The sequence below is a fragment of the Psychrobacter sp. S4(2024) genome, from assembly GCF_036861305.1.
Lineage (GTDB): Bacteria > Pseudomonadota > Gammaproteobacteria > Pseudomonadales > Moraxellaceae > Psychrobacter > Psychrobacter cryohalolentis.
Map to the genome: position 1 here is coordinate 503,744 of NZ_JAZAQR010000001.1, position 16,818 is coordinate 520,561.

Here is a 16,818-nt window from a genome sequence, read left to right on the forward strand (position 1 = left end):
TCAGTTATTATCTTACAATAGCCATTGGCCCAGAATAGCATTGACTGCCGCTTCGGTGCGCAATATTCGCGCACCGATATGTACCGCTTGGCAGCCTTGCCTTGCAAGCAGCTCAACTTCATAATCAATCCAGCCGCCTTCTGCACCGATAAAAACCATGCTCGGTAGTATCGATTTCTGAGGTGATTCAGAGCTTTCTAATTGTTGTTGCACATACTCTGAAAACGATAATTCCGCATAAGGGTGAGCGACAATAGCTCGATTGGTGATTAAGTTTGCCAACTCATCTTCAACAAAGGGCTTAAAGCGTTTTTGCAAACTGATACGCGGCGCGACGGTATCAATGCCTTGTTGCAGCCCTTCTAATACGAACTCATCAAGGCGACTCAGCATCGGGCTTTGCCAGTAGCTTTTTTGCGTACGATAGCTGTTAATCAAGATGATATCGCGGACACCAAGCGCGGTCATATCCATAATCAGACGGCGCAATACTTTTGGGCGTGGCAATGCTAATACCACAGTGAGATCAAGCTTAGGCGGCGTTGCTGTGACCAAACTTATCTCACATAAATCAATACGCTCAGGCGTTATATCAGCAATGACAGCAGTGCCAAGATTGCCTTCTAACTGCCCAATTTTTAGGGTGTCGCCTACTTTCGCTCCCAGAACTTGGTTGACATGCTCAATTTGCGCCACTGCATTGATATATGCAGATTCATTAGAAAAGTTTGCAGCTGGTAATAAGATACAGTTCATAGTGGCTCTTAATTTAAATCTTGGCTAACACTTTGAAGAGCATGCTGCTCGATGATTTTTTCTATCATCGATAATTGACGACTCAATACGGCTTGCTGCTGATCGGTCATCCGCGCGCCTGCTTGTCCTGCTTGCTTAGCCAACGTTAAATGACTTAGCCAATATTTTAGCTGTTGATAAATCAGTGTCTCATTATCGATAGATTGTGGGTTTTCGTTCTCTTGCTCAGTATTATCCATAGCCTGATAAAAAGGGTTGTTTGGCTGATATAACGCCCCAACGCTTGCTAATTTATCCACGACGCTTTGGCAAGATTGCGTATGGACACCCATTAAAACCGGTGTCGCCACACTTGCAGGCTCAACTGGATTATGTCCGCCCACCTCGACCAATGAGCCGCCAACCACTGCTACATCGGCAAGAGCATACCAATTCATTAACTCACCCATGCTATCCGCCAGATAGACTTGGGTAGTTATGTCGATAGCTTCTGCTGCACTGCGCCGTGCCATGGTCAAGCCTGAATTTTGAATCAGTGCTGCCACTTCATCAAAGCGCTCTGGATGGCGTGGGACGATAATAAGTAGCGCCTCTGCCAATGCAGGGTTTGACAGTAATTGCTGCTGCCATGACAGCACAATGCCTTCTTCACCACCATGAGTGCTTGCTGCCACCCAGATTGGGCGATTGACCACGCCCAAATCACTCGCCGTCACACTTGTTTTTTCTGCTAACTCTGTCTGCTCGCTATTTTCAATATCGACATCAATCGCCTTATCATCATCTGGCTCAGACACATTAGACAATTTAGGCATATTAATGACCCACTTTAGCGAGCCTGCCACACGGATTTGGGCGCTATGCGCACCCAATTGTCGAAAGCGTTTGGCGGAGTCATTATCCTGCGCAATGATTAAACTCAAATTTTTCATCATGCTGGTGCTAACTGCGCCAATTTTTTGATAGCTTTTAAAAGAGGATGCTGACAGTCGCCCATTCACCAAGATACTCGGGATATGATGCTCAGATAATTTGGTTAAGATGTTTGCCCATAGCTCTGTTTCTACAAATAAAGCAGCAACAGGTTGTACATGAGTCAAAAACTGCTCAATCACCGCCGGACTATCGACCGGCACATAGCTGTGACTCAATCGACCTTGCGCAATCTCTTCTGCAAATCGACTGGCACCGCGCGCAAAACCAGTCTGGGTAGTATTGGTCAGCCATATCCGATAACCACGAGCCAATAGCGCATCCAATAATGGCGCAACGGTATTGGTTTCTCCCAAAGAGACCGCGTGGCACCAGATGGTTTTATTTTGCTTATTAACATTGATGCTGCTGTTTAAATCCGCAGCTGGTAGATACGTTTCTGTGGCTATAGGAGGCGCAGGATAACGCTTACCAAAACGCTGTTCAACTTCTTGCTGATAATTATCCCGCGCATGCGAGCGGCGCCATACTTGCAGGCGATATAACGGCTTTAATAAGCTTATGCCGACTTGATAATACACAGGCGGCTTATATACCGCATGGCTTTGCAGAGGCTGTGCCTGAATAGAAAGATTTTTTGAGGTGTCAGAAGATGGCATGCAAAAGCCCAGATAATTAATGGAGCAGATAATAGGAGTCGCGCACAAAAAACGCACCAATTCTACCTGAATTTATTGCCAAACAATACGTTTTTAAATTCAAGGATGTTGGTCATCGTTTTTTAGACCAAAATAATAATGAGTAAGGCTATTACGATAATGACTGCAAACAGTAGCTGATAGCGCTTAAGGCTATGCTGCTCTTGCTTTTGGGTGTTGATTAACGTTTGTGCTTGTTGCCACTGACCGACCAAGCTTGCCGCTTCGATGTGCCCATTTTCTGCCGCTTGCTCGAGCCAATATTTACCGACCTTAAGGTCTTGCGTAACCCCTACGCCTTGATAATACATTTTACTCAGTAAGCGCTGAGCGCGGCTGTCATTTTTACTTGCCGCTTGTTGCACCCATTCGACCCCAGCCTCTATACCAGCGACTTTATCAGCGCCTTCGTTTGCTATCAGACCTTCGCCGAGCAGCTCATACATCGCAAAGCGCAACATCGCAGCACTGTTTCCTGCATTTGCAGCGTCTTCTAATCCCAACAAAGCCTGCTGCTTTGCTTGCAGATGCGCCTCTGAAAAGACGACTTGCTTACGGGGTTTTTCTTGCTTTGCAATATGACGTTCAAACTGATCTAAAACCTTGCACGCCTTCTCATATTCAGTTTCGCCCGTGGTCTGTGTTACTTCTATCTCATGTAGCTCTGTTAATAGTTGGCTAAAAATCTCTGGCGTGGGTGGTTTTTTTGCGACTGCCGTGGTTTTTACTGGTTCTACTATAGGTACTACCGTTGCGTTTGTTATTTCTATATATTCTGCTAATGGCACTGATGTAATTGTAGTAGCTGATATAGAAGATACATTACCCATTTTGTCATCTGAAAGTTGAGTTGTCGCCATGTCTATGGACGACTTACTATTCGAGTAAAGGGATGTGCTACTATTTTCAGGGCTTACTTTCTCAATAAATGCCTTTTCATTTGCTGTTTGAGTGTTTGGTTTATCTGCTATGGTCGTATCAACCAAATGAGGCTGATGATTTACAGCTTTTGGTAATCTGGCGCTCACCGCTTGATATAAGCCACTAGCGACTTGATCACCTTGCGCCGATTTAAACGCGCGGTCGATATGACCAAATAAACGCATCCCTATCGGTTCTAAAGCAAAGAAAAGCAGGATATTATCTTTATCACTGCTATCTTTGGTATTAACATCAGTATCAGCGCCATAAAACATTGCCATATGCTGATAAAAATCATCGGTCGTCAGTACTAACTCAGGATAGCGGGCATCTAGCTCAAACTGACCAAACCAACGCGGCGATTGTTGCCATTGCTGCGCTAATACTCGCCCTGCATAAAACGCCAAAAACACCATAAAGTTACGATAGCGCTCATCTTTTAATAACGTTGCTTCATCCCAAATACCTGCTTTGACCATATCGCGGCGTATCTGAGACAGTAGCGTATCTATGCGCTGCAAGCTTGCCAGCGATTCATCCAAACCACAGTGATGCAAATCCACTTCGTAAGCGATACCGCCTGCGACAGCACGCCTTGCCAAAAAATCTTGCCAATAACCTGTTGCAATATAATCAAGGGGCGTTAAGGGCGATGCAGACATAAGAAACGCGTATCCTTTAAAAAAGTAAATTAATCATAGAGGCAATGAACTACAGGCAGTTGTGCAAAATATAGTGCTTACCTTAACTTAAAATATGTAGGGCTACAATAATGGACTAAATAAGCGTATCACATTATCAAACAAGCGTTCAGCCTTATGACGCCGTTGCCACTGATCCAAGGTTAAAAAACGACAGCTTTGTAAATACGAGTCTTGACAAGCGGCAACTTGCGCGACCATTTCAGGCGTATAAATCGCCAAACTGACTTCCATGTTCAGATAAAAGCTGCGCATATCGATATTGACGGTGCCAAATATACAGTAATCGTCATCTATAACTACTGTTTTGGCATGCAGCAGACCACCCTTAAACAGAGCAATGGTAACGCCCGCTTCTAACAACTCTTGGTAATACGCTTGCGAGGCGTGCTGAACTAAGAATGAATCAACCTTTTCAGGGATAATCAGCGTAACTTTGACCCCGCGTTTGGCTGCCGTCACTAGCGCGCCTGACAAAGCTTCATCCGGTACAAAATACGGCGTTGTGATACAAATACAGTGATTAGCACGATGTAAAACGGTTACTAAGGTATTATAAATAACGTGAGCGGTCACTTGTGGCGCTGAAGGAATCAGCTGCGCGACCACGCCTTTTACCACCGGCATCTGCGGAATCACTGTTGACATCGCACCAGTACAGGGGTTTTCTACATTTTCTAGCCCATCATCCAATACTTTGATGCGACTATTGATGTCATTAATCGTCGGATTGCGCACATATAGCTTACGTGTGTAGCTGTTGACTCGTTGATGCAGCGCATCTAGATTGTCACTGTTTTCCGCCCCGATATCGGTCACCACCACTTTTGCCATTGCAGTCGCAATGCTAATGTCATTATCACTGACACTGCGTATCGCCACATCAATCCATTCACCGACGTCTTTATTCTGCTTAAAAAACTTAGGATCAACCAAATTGAAGCTACCGATATAGCCGATATAACCATCAATAACCACGATTTTACGATGATTACGCAAATCTGAACGCTTAAATAACGTTTTAAACAACCCTACTGGCAATGACTGATGGACAAAAACCCCTGCTTTTTCTAATTTTCGATGGGCCTTACTGTTAAAAAAACTAAAACTCCCCACACTATCAATCAGAATATGACACTCAACTCCGCGTTGAGCGGCTGCCATTAACGATTCTATAACATCAAGCACCTGCCCCTTAGGGTAAATAATATAAAACTCCATCAAGATACTGCGCTGAGCGGCATTGATGTCATCAATCAAACGTTTAAAAATAATATTGGCGTGTGTCAACAGTTGCATATCATGGTTTGAGAATACCCCAAACCCTGTCCAGCGCGTACCAATATGACTGACCCCACGGTAATGAGTCGGCAATACCTCTTGCCCTTCATCAAACACCAAGCGCTCCCGTTGTGCCATCTCATTCATCAGTAGCCGCGCTTGATCCATTCGCTGGCGATAACGTCGACCTATCATCGGCTCACCCACCAGCACATAGGCAATTAAGCCGAATACGGGCAAAGTAAACAAAACCGCTATCCATGCAATTGCCACCCCAATATTGCGCTGTACCGAAACAATGCGCAACGTCATCACAATCATAAGAATAATATGAAATATCAGACCTAGCCCAGCAAAGTCTGTCCAAGACCATGCTGCCACTTGCTGCTCAGTAGTAGATAAAGCTTCTATTGTTTTCGCCTCCAACTGGTAATAGTACAATATAATCAAATACGACCAATCCAGTATAGTAGCTTTTATCCGCCGCGCAATAGGTAACTATTCGTTGACTAGGTAGTTGCCATATGGGCTGTCACATCATCTAGCCATACTCTCAAAAGCCTTTTTAATAATCATTTTTTAAAAAATGTAAAATAGTGTTTGACAGCCATGTGTAAATCTATATAATACACACCCACAGCAGCAGAGCTTAGTGACAAACTTAGAGCTCAGTTGATGTTGAATAAATTGCCTAGCAATTGTTCGAAGGGTGATTAGCTCAGTTGGTAGAGCGTCTGCCTTACACGCAGAATGTCGGCGGTTCGAATCCGTCATCACCCACCACTATTTAGTATAGCGTTACTCTAAAGTAGTAAGCTAAGTGGTTAAATAAACTAAGTACGACCTAAGCAGCGGTAGTTCAGTTGGTTAGAATACCGGCCTGTCACGCCGGGGGTCGCGGGTTCGAGTCCCGTCCGCTGCGCCATATTTAAAACTTAGTTTTAATACAAAAGTTTCAACCTCAAGTATTTATATTTGAGGTTTTTTTGTGTTTATTATTTACCTAAACCTCTATTATATATAATCCTCGCCTTTTAAACCTTCCGTCCTCCCGTGGTTCACTGGCTCCTTACTCTCCTCCGTTATCTATCTTCAATAATAAATATCACTATTCTTAAAGTCGCCATTTGAATAGTCGGTGTTTAAACGGTGACCATCCTTACACGTTTACATGACATACTCATGATATGGTCAATTTTCATGGAAAAGAGTCTTATGCTAAATGTTGCTAAAAATAATTTTTATACCGGTCAATCGTCGACCCTATTCATGAGGACAGTACTTGGAGTCGGCTAACCAATACTAAGATCATATGCCCACCTGTGCTCATATGACTGCCTCAGACAAATACAGAATGAGCATACTGTACCGTGACAAATAATGAATAAAGTATAATCTATTGAATCATTACGGGTTTTTATTATGAAACGCGCCAATCAATTACACCCTTTATCTCGCCAACATCACCTTGGACTTAACCTGTCTCGCCATGCTAAAGAATGTCCTGAAGAGCCTGCTGAGATTGCCAAGCATTGGCATTATCTCATGGCTTATATTAAAGATATGCAAGCTCACTTTAAGATTGAGGATACCTTAATCGCTCATGTTTTAGAGCCTTACCGTGCCTCTCATACTAAGGTTGCCTCAGTACTTGATACTTTAGATGTTCGACATAGACAGCTATATAAACTAATGGATGAAACTGAGCGTTCACATAAATTTATCAATAAAGAGGTAACCGCTGCGCAAGTTCAAGCATTGGGCACGCTTTTATACGACCTTATTCGTTTTGAAGAGCGTGAATTATATCCAGCTGTTGAAAAACACCTGACGGAAGCAGAGCTCAATGCCATTTATGAAGCGAGCCATGACAGTATCAAACGTACTGATGAGCTGCGTTAAAAACTAAGACAGCCTTATTAATCATGACTCAAATAACACCTCTAAATTATAATTTGGATTATTTAATACAAAAAAGCCTTCAAACAAATTAGCCCAATCGTAGCGCTTGATTCATCTGAAGGCTTTCTTGATACCTTTTTTTCTAAGGTGCCGATTTTAAGGTATCTGCTTTAAGGTATCAGTTTAAAGAAATGCTGACGATAGTGCTTAAGCTCACGAATTGAGTCACGAATATCATCTAACGCTAAATGACTGCCGCCTTTCTCAAAATTCTTGAGGACATCAGGACGCCAGCGGAAGCAAAGCTCTTTAATAGAAGACACATCAAGGTTTCGATAATGAAAGAACCGCTCAAGCTCAGGCATTTGACGCGCCATAAAGCGGCGATCTTGGCAGATTGAATTGCCGCACATTGGCGACTTACCACTATCGACCCATTTATTCAAAAATTTAATGGTTTCAGCTTCCGCCTCAGCCAATGTCACCGTACTACGGCGTACACGGTCAACCAACCCTGATTGCCCATGCTGCTTGGTATTCCAGTCATCCATACCATTTAACTTTTGGTCTGATACTTTAATCGCAAAGACAGGTCCTTCGGCAAGGACATTCAAATCTTCATCGGTGACAACAGTCGCTATCTCGATAATCTCATCATTTAGAGTATCAAGACCGGTCATTTCTAAATCAATCCATACCAGCCCTTTTTTGCCTTGGTTTCTGATTTTAATTTTATTGGGATGGTCGCCGGTGGTCATAAAATATCCTATGGTCAATAAAGTTTGAGACAACTTACAAGCAATGCTTTAATAGCAATGTGAATAAGATAATGCGCCTATCTAACTATCTTAGTGCAAAAAATGTTTGTACTTAGGCAGCTGTGAATTTCACTTAGAATTTATGAATACTAAAATATTACAAAATCTCTGCCCAGTGCAGGCGCTTTAGGCTGTATGTTAGCAAATTTTCACGCTACACTGAGCAATATTTTATAATAGGTTACCAACCCATGGCATTAATCCGACAACGCAAACTAACGAAACAACAGATTCGGCGCATCGATAAGCAGCAATTATTAAGTCAAGATAGTATCGATGACAGTTTGATGGATGGTGTGGTCATGGCGCATTATGGCAAGCAATTGGAAGTGCAAGTGACCAGCTTACCAGCATTCATACCTGTGCAGCCTGAGGTTGCACCTGATGACCCTGAGCCGTTTTGGCAAGAGTTGGCACTCGGTGATATTTGGCGCTGCCACGTACGTACCAATCTACCAATGCTAGCAGCAGGTGATCAAGTGCGCTGGAATGCTGACTCTAATACAGGATTTGGTCGGATAGAATCAGTCAAACCACGTACGTCATTGGTATCCCGACCTGACCGCTATCATAAGCTCAAGCCTGTCGCCGCCAATGTCGATATTTTGGCAATCGTATTTGCGCCCTTACCTGCTGCCGCGCCAACGCTAATTGATCGTTATTTAGTTGTTTGTCATCATGCTGGGGTCAAGCCTTTATTGGTGCTGAATAAAGCCGATTTATTGGCGCAAGAAAAAGGCGTCGATACCAATGAGTTATTGGCGCAATATGCCGCACTTGGTTATGAGAGCGTTTTGACCTCAGTTGACTGTCCTGAAAACGTCGCGGATAGCGACGACCAGGAAGGACTTGATGAACTAAAACGCTATATAGATAAAAAGCTGGTTATTTTTGCAGGGCAATCTGGCGTCGGTAAAAGCAGTTTGATCAATGCGCTGCTACCTGAATCAGCACAAAGCGTCAATATTATCTCTGATAATTCAAAGCTTGGTCAACATACCACCACCACCAGTCGCTTACTGCCCTTTAATCCAGCCGATTTGACCCAAGGCGGCATCGTCGATACCCCTGGTATTCGCGAGTATGGTATTTGGCACTTGACGCCTGATGACATTATTTCTGGCTTTGTTGAACTTGCACCATTATCTGGTGAATGTCAGTTCCGCGACTGTCGCCATACTCATAACAGTAAAGGCTGCGCGTTATGGGAAGCAGTTGCTGATGGCAAAGTATTGCAGCGTCGCGTTGAAAACCTCGTGACGCTAAGAGAAGAGGCAGATACTAAGCCTTATTGAGCCTTATTAATTCTTATCCACTGTTAATCACGATGATGACCATCACACGTTTACTATGGATAGGCTAATCGGTATAATAGCGCCTTGTTCAATCCATTAGGCTGTCTTCTCAGCGTAATAGAACACTTATTTTTTTGGAGGTATGGTTTGGATCGTGCGCTGGAATTTGTGGGCAACCACCCGTTTTTATTTGGTATATTAGCCGTACTAGCCGTGCTATTTTTTGCTATTGAAAACAAACGTAGCGGTAAAAAGATTTCACCCAATACCCTTGGTATGATGGTGAACTCGCAAAATGCGCAGCTTATCGATATCCGTGCCAAAAAGAAGTTTGTCACCGGTTATATCCAAGGCAGTCGCAATATCCCATTTACTGAGCTAAAAGACCGCATTGAGGAAATTCGTGCGATTGAACAGCCAGTGATTATTATCTGCGATATGGGCGTACAAGCAGGTGCTGCCATTCAGATGATTGGTAAAGAAAACGTCTATCGCTTAGAAGGCGGTGTTGGTGGCTGGCAAGCTGCTGGGATGCCACTTGTTGGCATAAAGGATGCTAAGCCGAAGACTAAAGTCAAAGTAAAACCGAGCTTGCATAAGTAGTTTGATAGCGCACTTTATTAAACTATGACTTACTATCTATCGGTAGTGAATAAAAAAGACACCTCTTCATAGGGTGTTTTTTTTATGTGGCATTTATGATACTGACGACGCTTTTGTATTTATTTGGCTTGAATTTATATTGCCTATCCCCACTTTATAGTGAGCATAATAGAATATAGGCTTGTGATTTACTTGATTGCAGCCTCTATAGGCAAATTTTATAATACTACTTTCCATCCTATAACCTATCCGATAACAATTGCTCTATACATTTATAAATAAGGATTTATCATGACTGTATCTGTTAAAGTTTATACTACTCCTATCTGCCCATATTGCTCAAACGCTAAGCAACTGCTGAAATCAAAAGGCGTTGATTATGAAGAGATTGGCATGCACGATATGAGCAGCGATGATCGCCGTGCTTTAATGCAAAAGACCAATAACTATCGTACCGTGCCACAAATCTTCGTCGGTGAGACTTTTGTCGGTGGTTTTGATGAGCTCAATCAAATGAACCAACAAGGCAAACTTGACGAGCTATTAGCGGGTTAATTTGCTATCTTGCTATTCTGGCTGTCTTTATTTATTTTACTAGTCTATGTGAGTCATTTATATAAGTAACGATAGGGACAGCTATAAAGGGCTTTGATGAAAAATATCGAGCTTTTGTCTCGAATTATATTACAATGCTATTTTACTAAAATAACAGTTTGCCCAATCATTTGATTAACTTTTAGAGGAATTATCATGGCTGAAGAACAAGCACAACCGCAATTAGCACTAGAACGTATTTATGTCAAAGACATGTCACTTGAAGTCCCAGGCGCTGGCGTATTCACCAAAGAGTGGAACCCTGAGCTTGATATTAATCTCTCTAGCAATGCCGAAAAACTGGATGATGACCATTATCAGGTTGTATTAACCGTTAGTGTCACTGCGAAAAATGCTGAAGAAGCGGCGTTTATCGCGGAAGTTCATCAAGCAGGTATCTTCTTATTAAAAGACATCCCAGAAGATCAAATTGGTCAAATACTAGGTGCTTATTGCCCGAATGTTTTGTTCCCATATGCTCGTGAAGTCATCAGCGACATCGTAACGCGTGGTAGCTTCCCGCAGTTATTGCTTGCACCAGTTAACTTTGACCAAGCTTTTGCGCAAAGTCAGCAGCAAGCACAAGTTGATGCTGAAGGTAACGCTTAAGTTTTAAATTAAACGCTACTGGCTGTATCAATAAGACGTTTTAATAAAAAAGCCGTTTACTTATTATGAGTAAGCGGCTTTTTTATGGAAATTTTTAGAGTTTATTTTTAATCATTTAGATTTATGTTGCTATTGGTCATTATTTTTGACCCATTAAAAAACCCTGCTGATTGCTATTACTAGCGGCAGGGTCTTTCATAACACTATTCGATTAATCCGCTATATTCTAGCGTCAGTACAAATATTAGCCTTTTAGGGCAGAAAATATTTGTTGCTTAACGTCATCAATACCTTGGGTACCATCGAACTTATCATACTTAGGTGCATCGCCGCCTTCTTTAGCTTTGTTCTGATAAAAGCCAACGAGAGCTGATGTTTGCTCATGATACGTAGCTAAGCGGTCGCGAATGGTTGATTCTTTGTCGTCTTCACGTTGGATAAGCGCTTCACCAGTAACATCATCGATGCCTTCTTGCTTTGGTGGATTGTGATCAATATGATATACACGACCAGAGCCAGCATGTTGGCGACGACCTGATAATCGCTTGACGATTTCATCATCAGGTACACTGATTTCAATTACATGATCAATCGTCACGTTGGCATCTGCAAGCGCTTGAGCTTGTGGAATGGTACGCGGGAAACCATCTAAAATACAGCCGTTAACACAATCAGGCTTAGCGATGCGTTCTTGCACGAGGTTAATGATTAGATCATCAGAAACCAAACCACCAGCGTTCATCACGTCTTTGGCTTGTTTGCCAAGCTCAGTGCCTTCTTTGATTGCTGCACGCAGCATATCACCCGTTGAGATCTGCGGAATATCATATTCTTTAGAAATAAACTGAGCTTGGGTACCTTTACCGGCGCCTGGTGGACCTAGCAAAATAATACGCATCATTACACGATTCTCCTTAATAAATAGGATTTTGGGACTAATAAAACTTAGGGATTGGTGGTTTGCAGAGCTTACCTTACCTTGTGGCTTTCAAAACCTCAAGTATTTTTAGTATTGATGCAGCAACATATGATGACTTATCTGTTCATGAGAGAAGGTTGCGCGCCATAGATGAGACAATAGCGCGCACTAAATGTAGGATGATATTCTGGACTCAGCGAGTTAAGGAACTTGCTGATTAATGGCCACATTGACTTGATTCTGCTCGACGCTTATCACCACAGGATTACCTGATAGATCACCTGACTCGGCAATAGCAGTACCACTATGACTGATGCGAGCAATGACAGCGAGTTGAACTTTTCCATCACGCGCAGATTTTAATGTGCGCTCTGGCATCATCGCATCTAAATCACTTAGACTAACAGTTGCTTCGCCTTGCTTAATCACGCTAATCGGTAAACGCTTGGCGGCAAATGGCGGACCACCTTTCACATCACGTATCGCGACAAACAATACATCTTCAGCTTTCACTAGTGGCAACAATGAACGATCAATAGAGACGGTAACTTCAATACCTTCAGATGCTTGCTGCTCTTGTGCCGTGACATTGGCACTTAGCTCATCAAGACTGCTCAATGCTTGGGTATGGTCACCTGGTTTGGCAGCAATGCTCTTACGTAACCGCTTAATCCAACCTTGCGCTTGCTCAAAATTATTACCGCGAGCTTCGCCCATTGCCATCAGCATTTGCGCACCTTCGTGCTGCGGATTTTTGGCAAGAACATCTTGCAGCACACGGCGGCTATTGGCATCAAGCTGACCTTTATTAGCAAAAAAGCTAATCTGCGCATAAGTGGTGGCGATTTCTTCGTTGTCAGGCGACAGACGATAAGCACGAGACAAAGCCTCAATCGCTGAGTCAGTGGCTTCCAAAGATAAGAACAGCTCTGATAAACGCATCCAGCGATCAGGGTCATCGGCATGACGATAGACGTTGGTCTGCATCGCGCTGATCAACTGAGTACCATCTTCAATCGCCCAAGCGGGTGGCTGGTCAATCTTACCGGTCAATAAGTCATCTGCCACTTGAGCAACTTTGTCTTCTGCTGCCCACAAATCAAAGACTGGCGTACGATCACCGACCAAGAAATAAGCCAATGCTGCCAGCACAGGCACCCATACCATGATAATCAGACGACTCTTAATACCAGGCGCGACCATTGGGGTAACTTCACGCTGAGCATCCAACAGCTGACGCTCAAGCTCGATCTTTTGATTTTGATAATGGGCGTCATCAATCGTGCCGTTGTCTTTGTCTGATTGTAATTCTGTCAAACGCTCACGAAATACACCGATATTGATGTCTAGTAGCTGATTGTCAACAGGATTTTCTCGTAACCTTGAAGCTCGTAGCCAAGGTGTGATAACGATCACTGCCAATACGAGTGCAATCAGTAAGCTTAGGGCAATAAATAAGCCAAAAGTAGAAAATAGGGTCATTTTTTGTCCTCTATGCTTGTGATGTCATGATCTGTTTTATTGCGATCAGCTCGTGATAACAGACGATCAAGTTCCGCTTCTTCTGCTGCTGATAACACAGCAGCGCTGTCTACCAAGATGCCACTTTGACCACGGGCAATACGCTGACTGCGTTTGCTTTGCCAAAACCAGCCAACGATCAATACAATTAATAATAATGGCGGAAAGAACCATAATATCCACGTTGAAGGACGTACAGGCGGCTTATAAGTGATAAAGTCGCCATAGCGCTCTTGCATATAAGCGCGAATCTCACCATCACTACGACCTTCTTTAATCATGTCATAGGTTTTTTGCTTTAAATCTTGGGCAATCGGCGCATCAGAACCTGCCAAGTTTTGGTTTTGACATTTTGGGCAACGCAGCTCTTCGATAAGACCACGGTACTGGGCTTCTTGCTGCACTGAGTCAAAGTCGTAGACGTCAATGGCGGCATAAGCATTGATACTAAGCACGCCAAAAAGACAAGCAATGATCAAACTTGCCAAATTTTTCGTGATAGATTTTAATGGCATCATAATCATTTGCACGCCTCCTTAACTTGGTCAAGATCAGGGCTGACATTACTTTTATCAGCCTCATTGAGCACCATCAGACAAGGCGTGATACGGCTCTGCCAATTACCCTCATTAATCTCACCAACAATGTGCTGACGAATAACACCTTCACCATCGACCACAAAGGTTTCAGGTGCACCGGTCAAACCCAAATCTAAGGCAAATTGACCAGATAAGTCTTGGATAGACATTGAAAAAGGGTCACCGCCACGGTTTAAATAACCGAGGGCGTCGCCAATATCATCTTTATAATTGACGCCTACCAGATTGACGCCACGTTCCTCTAACTGCATTAAAAAAGGATGCTCAATGATACAAGTTGGGCACCAAGAGCCCCAAATATTCATCAAAAATGGCTGATCTGGCAGGTTGTCATTGGTCATGATACGGCTGGTATCGGACAATAACGGCAGCTCAAAAGCGGGCACTGGACGCTCAAGAGCGGTATTGGTTACGATTTCGGTCGGCTGACCTAAACGAAAATACAGCATGACTATAAAAGCGGCAAAGATGATCAACGGAATCAAAAACCATATCCTGATTTGGCTTTTTTTCATCGTTTGATTGCCTTTTTTATTAGTACCTTTTTGAGGAGACTTCTCTGATTGAGTCATCTTATTTCTCCCCTATTGTTGCCGTGGCATCTGTCGCATTGTTGCCATCTAAGTCAGCAACGGTCGCGAAACCTGACTTGCTCGCTGCAATTTGAGCGGGCGTCTTAATTGTTTTGAGACGATAGCGCCTATCAAGCATACTCAACAGACCACCCAATGCCATAATAATAGCGCCGAGCCATATCCAGCGAATCAGTGGCTTCACGTAAATACGTACTGCCCATTGATTGCTGCCCTCAGCGATAGGCTCACCGAGTGCGACATACAAATCACGCATGAGGTTGGCATTAATTGCCGCCTCAGTCGTCGGCATCGTACTAATGATATAAGTCCGTTTTTCAGGATGAAGTATCGTTACTGCCTTGCCCTTCCTAGTGACTGTGACCTCAGCTTGCGTTGCGTCAAAGTTACTGCCTCTCGTCTCTCTTAAATCGGTTAATGCAAAGTCATAACCTTGTACATTAACCGTTTCGCCAATTCTTAATGCCACATCGCGCTCAATACTTAAAGTACTGGTAAAGGCCACACCGATGACCGCTATAATAACGCCGATGTGAGCGGTCTGCTGACCCCAGTAGCTTAAACGGAGCTTAGCTAAGCCCTTGAATAAGCTTGGGGCGTTTTTGGTTTTGTCTTTAAAATCAACCACCATCCAGAACAATACCCAAAAGCTCACCGCTAGCGTCACGCCAATATTGAGCATGGCAGATGGGCTAACAAAATAGGCAATGACTGCAGCTAAAACAAGGCTACTTGCCGCAATGACCATGCCAGCGCCTAAGAGCGGGCGACTGTCTTGTTTCCAGCGGATATTGGAGCCCATACCCATTGCTATCATCAATAGCCAAGTCAGTGGCACAAACAGTGCATTAAAGTACGGAGGACCTACGGATACCTGACCTAAATTAAAGGCATCGGCAATGATAGGATAGAGCGTACCAAGTAATACGACTAAGGTCGCAATCAAAATGATGACGTTGTTAATGACTAAAAACGACTCACGTGAAATCAGCTGATATTGACTTTCAATCGTGAGACGCCAGCCACGTACAGCGAACATCAAGAGACCACCGCCCACAATAATGCCAAGAATCGCTAAAATCACTAAACCACGTGTGGGATCAGCGGCAAATGAATGCACTGAGGTAATAACCCCAGAGCGAACTAAGAATGTCCCGAGTAAGCTTAAGGCAAAAGCAAAAATGGCCAGCATAATCGTCCACGCTTTAAAGACACCGCGCTTTTCAGTGACTGCAAGCGAATGTAATAATGCTAAACCTGCCAACCAAGGCAATAGCGAAGCGTTTTCTACTGGATCCCAAAACCACCAACCACCCCAACCAAGCTCGTAATACGCCCACCAAGAACCCAGTGCAATACCAATAGTTAAAAAGCCCCAAGCAGCCAATGCCCATGGACGTGACCAACGTGTCCATACCGCATCTAAGCGACCTTCCCACAGTGCTGCCATACAAAAAGCAAACGGCACTACCATACCGACATAGCCCATATACAGCATCGGCGGATGGATAATTAAACCAAAATCCTGTAAGACAGGATTTAAATCAGCACCATCCACGGGCAAGTTTGGCAAAGTGCGGTCAAACGGTGACGAGGTAAAGATGAGCATGGCCAGCATCATCATCTGTACAGCAGCTAATATCACCAATACACGCGCCCGCATCGACAATGGCAAACCACGACTAAAGTATGAGACCAAGGCACACCACGTTGCCATGATAGTCATCCATAGTAGCAGCGAGCCTTCATGCCCGCCCCACGTCGCTGATAACTTATAATACCAAGGCAGCAAGGTATTCGAGTGCTGCGACACATAGACAAGGCTAAAGTCATTAAAATAAAAGCCTGCCATCAATGCGCCAAACGAGGTAATCATGGCGGCAAACTGCGCCCATGCCAAGCTCGGTGCCAAACGCTGCCAAGCAACATGGTCACGCATAACGCCTATCGTTGGTAATACTACCTGCAAAATCGCCAACATAAAGGCGGCTAGCACGGCAAAATAACCCAATTCTGTGATTAACATACGGTCTAACCTTGTTTACCTTAATACGGTCATTGTTTATTTTAGGGAT

Annotated in this window: 15 protein-coding genes and 2 tRNA genes; 7 read left to right on the forward strand and 10 right to left on the reverse strand. The window is 43.7% G+C overall.

Annotation, left to right across the window (positions count from 1 at the left end):
- Nucleotides 1-12: 12 nt before the first annotated feature.
- The 4 genes from VLA57_RS02130 to VLA57_RS02145 form a co-directional block, all read right to left on the reverse strand.
- Nucleotides 13-756, reverse strand: a complete 744-nt coding sequence (locus VLA57_RS02130; protein ID WP_133104420.1) for a 16S rRNA (uracil(1498)-N(3))-methyltransferase — start codon at nt 754-756, stop codon at nt 13-15.
- 8 nt (nt 757-764) lie between these two features.
- Nucleotides 765-2,348 carry a 3-deoxy-D-manno-octulosonic acid transferase gene (locus VLA57_RS02135; protein WP_333954221.1) on the reverse strand — a complete coding sequence of 528 codons (1,584 nt, stop codon included), beginning with the start codon at nt 2,346-2,348 and terminating at the stop codon, nt 765-767.
- 122 nt (nt 2,349-2,470) lie between these two features.
- Entirely contained in the window at nt 2,471-3,970 is a 1,500-nt protein-coding gene (locus tag VLA57_RS02140) for a tetratricopeptide repeat protein (protein ID WP_133104418.1), read from the reverse strand.
- Nucleotides 3,971-4,072: 102 nt separating this feature from the next.
- The gene (locus tag VLA57_RS02145) at nt 4,073-5,716 is read right to left on the reverse strand and encodes a cardiolipin synthase (RefSeq protein WP_133104683.1); all 1,644 of its coding nucleotides are present in this window, start codon (nt 5,714-5,716) and stop codon (nt 4,073-4,075) included.
- Between the two features lie 281 nt (nt 5,717-5,997).
- On the opposite strand from VLA57_RS02145, the gene VLA57_RS02150 reads away from it, so the two are divergent.
- The 3 genes from VLA57_RS02150 to VLA57_RS02160 all read left to right on the forward strand — a co-directional run bounded on the left by VLA57_RS02150 (nt 5,998) and on the right by VLA57_RS02160 (nt 7,192).
- A tRNA-Val gene (locus VLA57_RS02150) sits at nt 5,998-6,073 on the forward strand.
- A 65-nt stretch (nt 6,074-6,138) separates the two neighbouring features.
- A tRNA-Asp gene (locus VLA57_RS02155) sits at nt 6,139-6,215 on the forward strand.
- 497 nt (nt 6,216-6,712) lie between these two features.
- Entirely contained in the window at nt 6,713-7,192 is a 480-nt protein-coding gene (locus VLA57_RS02160; protein ID WP_333954222.1) for a hemerythrin domain-containing protein, read from the forward strand.
- Nucleotides 7,193-7,362: 170 nt separating this feature from the next.
- Here the strand turns inward: VLA57_RS02160 and orn are convergent, their stop codons facing one another.
- Nucleotides 7,363-7,950, reverse strand: coding sequence for an oligoribonuclease (gene orn, locus VLA57_RS02165; RefSeq protein ID WP_011514059.1), 588 nt, complete (start codon nt 7,948-7,950; stop codon nt 7,363-7,365).
- A gap of 251 nt (nt 7,951-8,201) precedes the next feature.
- Here orn and rsgA point away from each other — a divergent pair, with 251 nt between their 5' ends.
- From rsgA to secB, 4 genes are all read left to right on the forward strand, one after another.
- Nucleotides 8,202-9,305: a ribosome small subunit-dependent GTPase A gene (gene rsgA, locus VLA57_RS02170; protein ID WP_133104416.1), complete on the forward strand. Its 1,104-nt coding sequence runs from the start codon at nt 8,202-8,204 to the stop codon at nt 9,303-9,305.
- Between the two features lie 147 nt (nt 9,306-9,452).
- The gene (locus tag VLA57_RS02175) at nt 9,453-9,908 is read left to right on the forward strand and encodes a rhodanese-like domain-containing protein (RefSeq protein ID WP_133104415.1); all 456 of its coding nucleotides are present in this window, start codon (nt 9,453-9,455) and stop codon (nt 9,906-9,908) included.
- A 291-nt stretch (nt 9,909-10,199) separates the two neighbouring features.
- Entirely contained in the window at nt 10,200-10,463 is a 264-nt protein-coding gene (gene grxC, locus VLA57_RS02180; protein WP_011280820.1) for a glutaredoxin 3, read from the forward strand.
- Between the two features lie 195 nt (nt 10,464-10,658).
- A complete protein-coding gene (gene secB, locus VLA57_RS02185; protein WP_011514062.1) occupies nt 10,659-11,111 on the forward strand; it encodes a protein-export chaperone SecB in 453 nt (150 codons plus the stop codon).
- Between the two features lie 244 nt (nt 11,112-11,355).
- Here secB and adk read toward each other — a convergent pair whose 3' ends face one another.
- From adk to VLA57_RS02210, 5 genes are all read right to left on the reverse strand, one after another.
- Nucleotides 11,356-12,009: an adenylate kinase gene (gene adk / locus VLA57_RS02190; protein WP_187289141.1), complete on the reverse strand. Its 654-nt coding sequence runs from the start codon at nt 12,007-12,009 to the stop codon at nt 11,356-11,358.
- 222 nt (nt 12,010-12,231) lie between these two features.
- The gene (ccmI, locus tag VLA57_RS02195; protein ID WP_133104414.1) at nt 12,232-13,512 is read right to left on the reverse strand and encodes a c-type cytochrome biogenesis protein CcmI; all 1,281 of its coding nucleotides are present in this window, start codon (nt 13,510-13,512) and stop codon (nt 12,232-12,234) included.
- The gene (locus VLA57_RS02200) at nt 13,509-14,075 is read right to left on the reverse strand and encodes a cytochrome c-type biogenesis protein (protein WP_133104413.1); all 567 of its coding nucleotides are present in this window, start codon (nt 14,073-14,075) and stop codon (nt 13,509-13,511) included. The genes ccmI and VLA57_RS02200 overlap by 4 nt, the downstream gene beginning before the upstream one ends.
- Complete coding sequence (locus VLA57_RS02205) at nt 14,072-14,722, reverse strand: DsbE family thiol:disulfide interchange protein (RefSeq protein WP_133104412.1); 651 nt, start codon at nt 14,720-14,722, stop codon at nt 14,072-14,074. The genes VLA57_RS02200 and VLA57_RS02205 overlap by 4 nt, the downstream gene beginning before the upstream one ends.
- 1 nt (nt 14,723) lies before the next feature.
- Nucleotides 14,724-16,769 carry a heme lyase CcmF/NrfE family subunit gene (locus VLA57_RS02210; protein WP_133104411.1) on the reverse strand — a complete coding sequence of 682 codons (2,046 nt, stop codon included), beginning with the start codon at nt 16,767-16,769 and terminating at the stop codon, nt 14,724-14,726.
- Nucleotides 16,770-16,818: the final 49 nt, after the last annotated feature.

Bases quoted from the DNA above. Each gene is read 5' to 3' on its own strand.
- VLA57_RS02130 (WP_133104420.1), bottom strand. From the start codon at position 756: ATGAACTGTATCTTATTACCAGCTGCAAACTTTTCTAATGAATCTGCA.
- VLA57_RS02135 (WP_333954221.1), bottom strand. From the start codon at position 2,348: ATGCCATCTTCTGACACCTCAAAAAATCTTTCTATTCAGGCACAGCCT.
- VLA57_RS02140 (WP_133104418.1), bottom strand. From the start codon at position 3,970: ATGTCTGCATCGCCCTTAACGCCCCTTGATTATATTGCAACAGGTTAT.
- VLA57_RS02160 (WP_333954222.1), top strand. From the start codon at position 6,713: ATGAAACGCGCCAATCAATTACACCCTTTATCTCGCCAACATCACCTT.
- orn (WP_011514059.1), bottom strand. From the start codon at position 7,950: ATGACCACCGGCGACCATCCCAATAAAATTAAAATCAGAAACCAAGGC.
- rsgA (WP_133104416.1), top strand. From the start codon at position 8,202: ATGGCATTAATCCGACAACGCAAACTAACGAAACAACAGATTCGGCGC.
- grxC (WP_011280820.1), top strand. From the start codon at position 10,200: ATGACTGTATCTGTTAAAGTTTATACTACTCCTATCTGCCCATATTGC.
- secB (WP_011514062.1), top strand. From the start codon at position 10,659: ATGGCTGAAGAACAAGCACAACCGCAATTAGCACTAGAACGTATTTAT.
- adk (WP_187289141.1), bottom strand. From the start codon at position 12,009: ATGCGTATTATTTTGCTAGGTCCACCAGGCGCCGGTAAAGGTACCCAA.
- ccmI (WP_133104414.1), bottom strand. From the start codon at position 13,512: ATGACCCTATTTTCTACTTTTGGCTTATTTATTGCCCTAAGCTTACTG.
- VLA57_RS02200 (WP_133104413.1), bottom strand. From the start codon at position 14,075: ATGATTATGATGCCATTAAAATCTATCACGAAAAATTTGGCAAGTTTG.
- VLA57_RS02205 (WP_133104412.1), bottom strand. From the start codon at position 14,722: ATGACTCAATCAGAGAAGTCTCCTCAAAAAGGTACTAATAAAAAAGGC.
- VLA57_RS02210 (WP_133104411.1), bottom strand. From the start codon at position 16,769: ATGTTAATCACAGAATTGGGTTATTTTGCCGTGCTAGCCGCCTTTATG.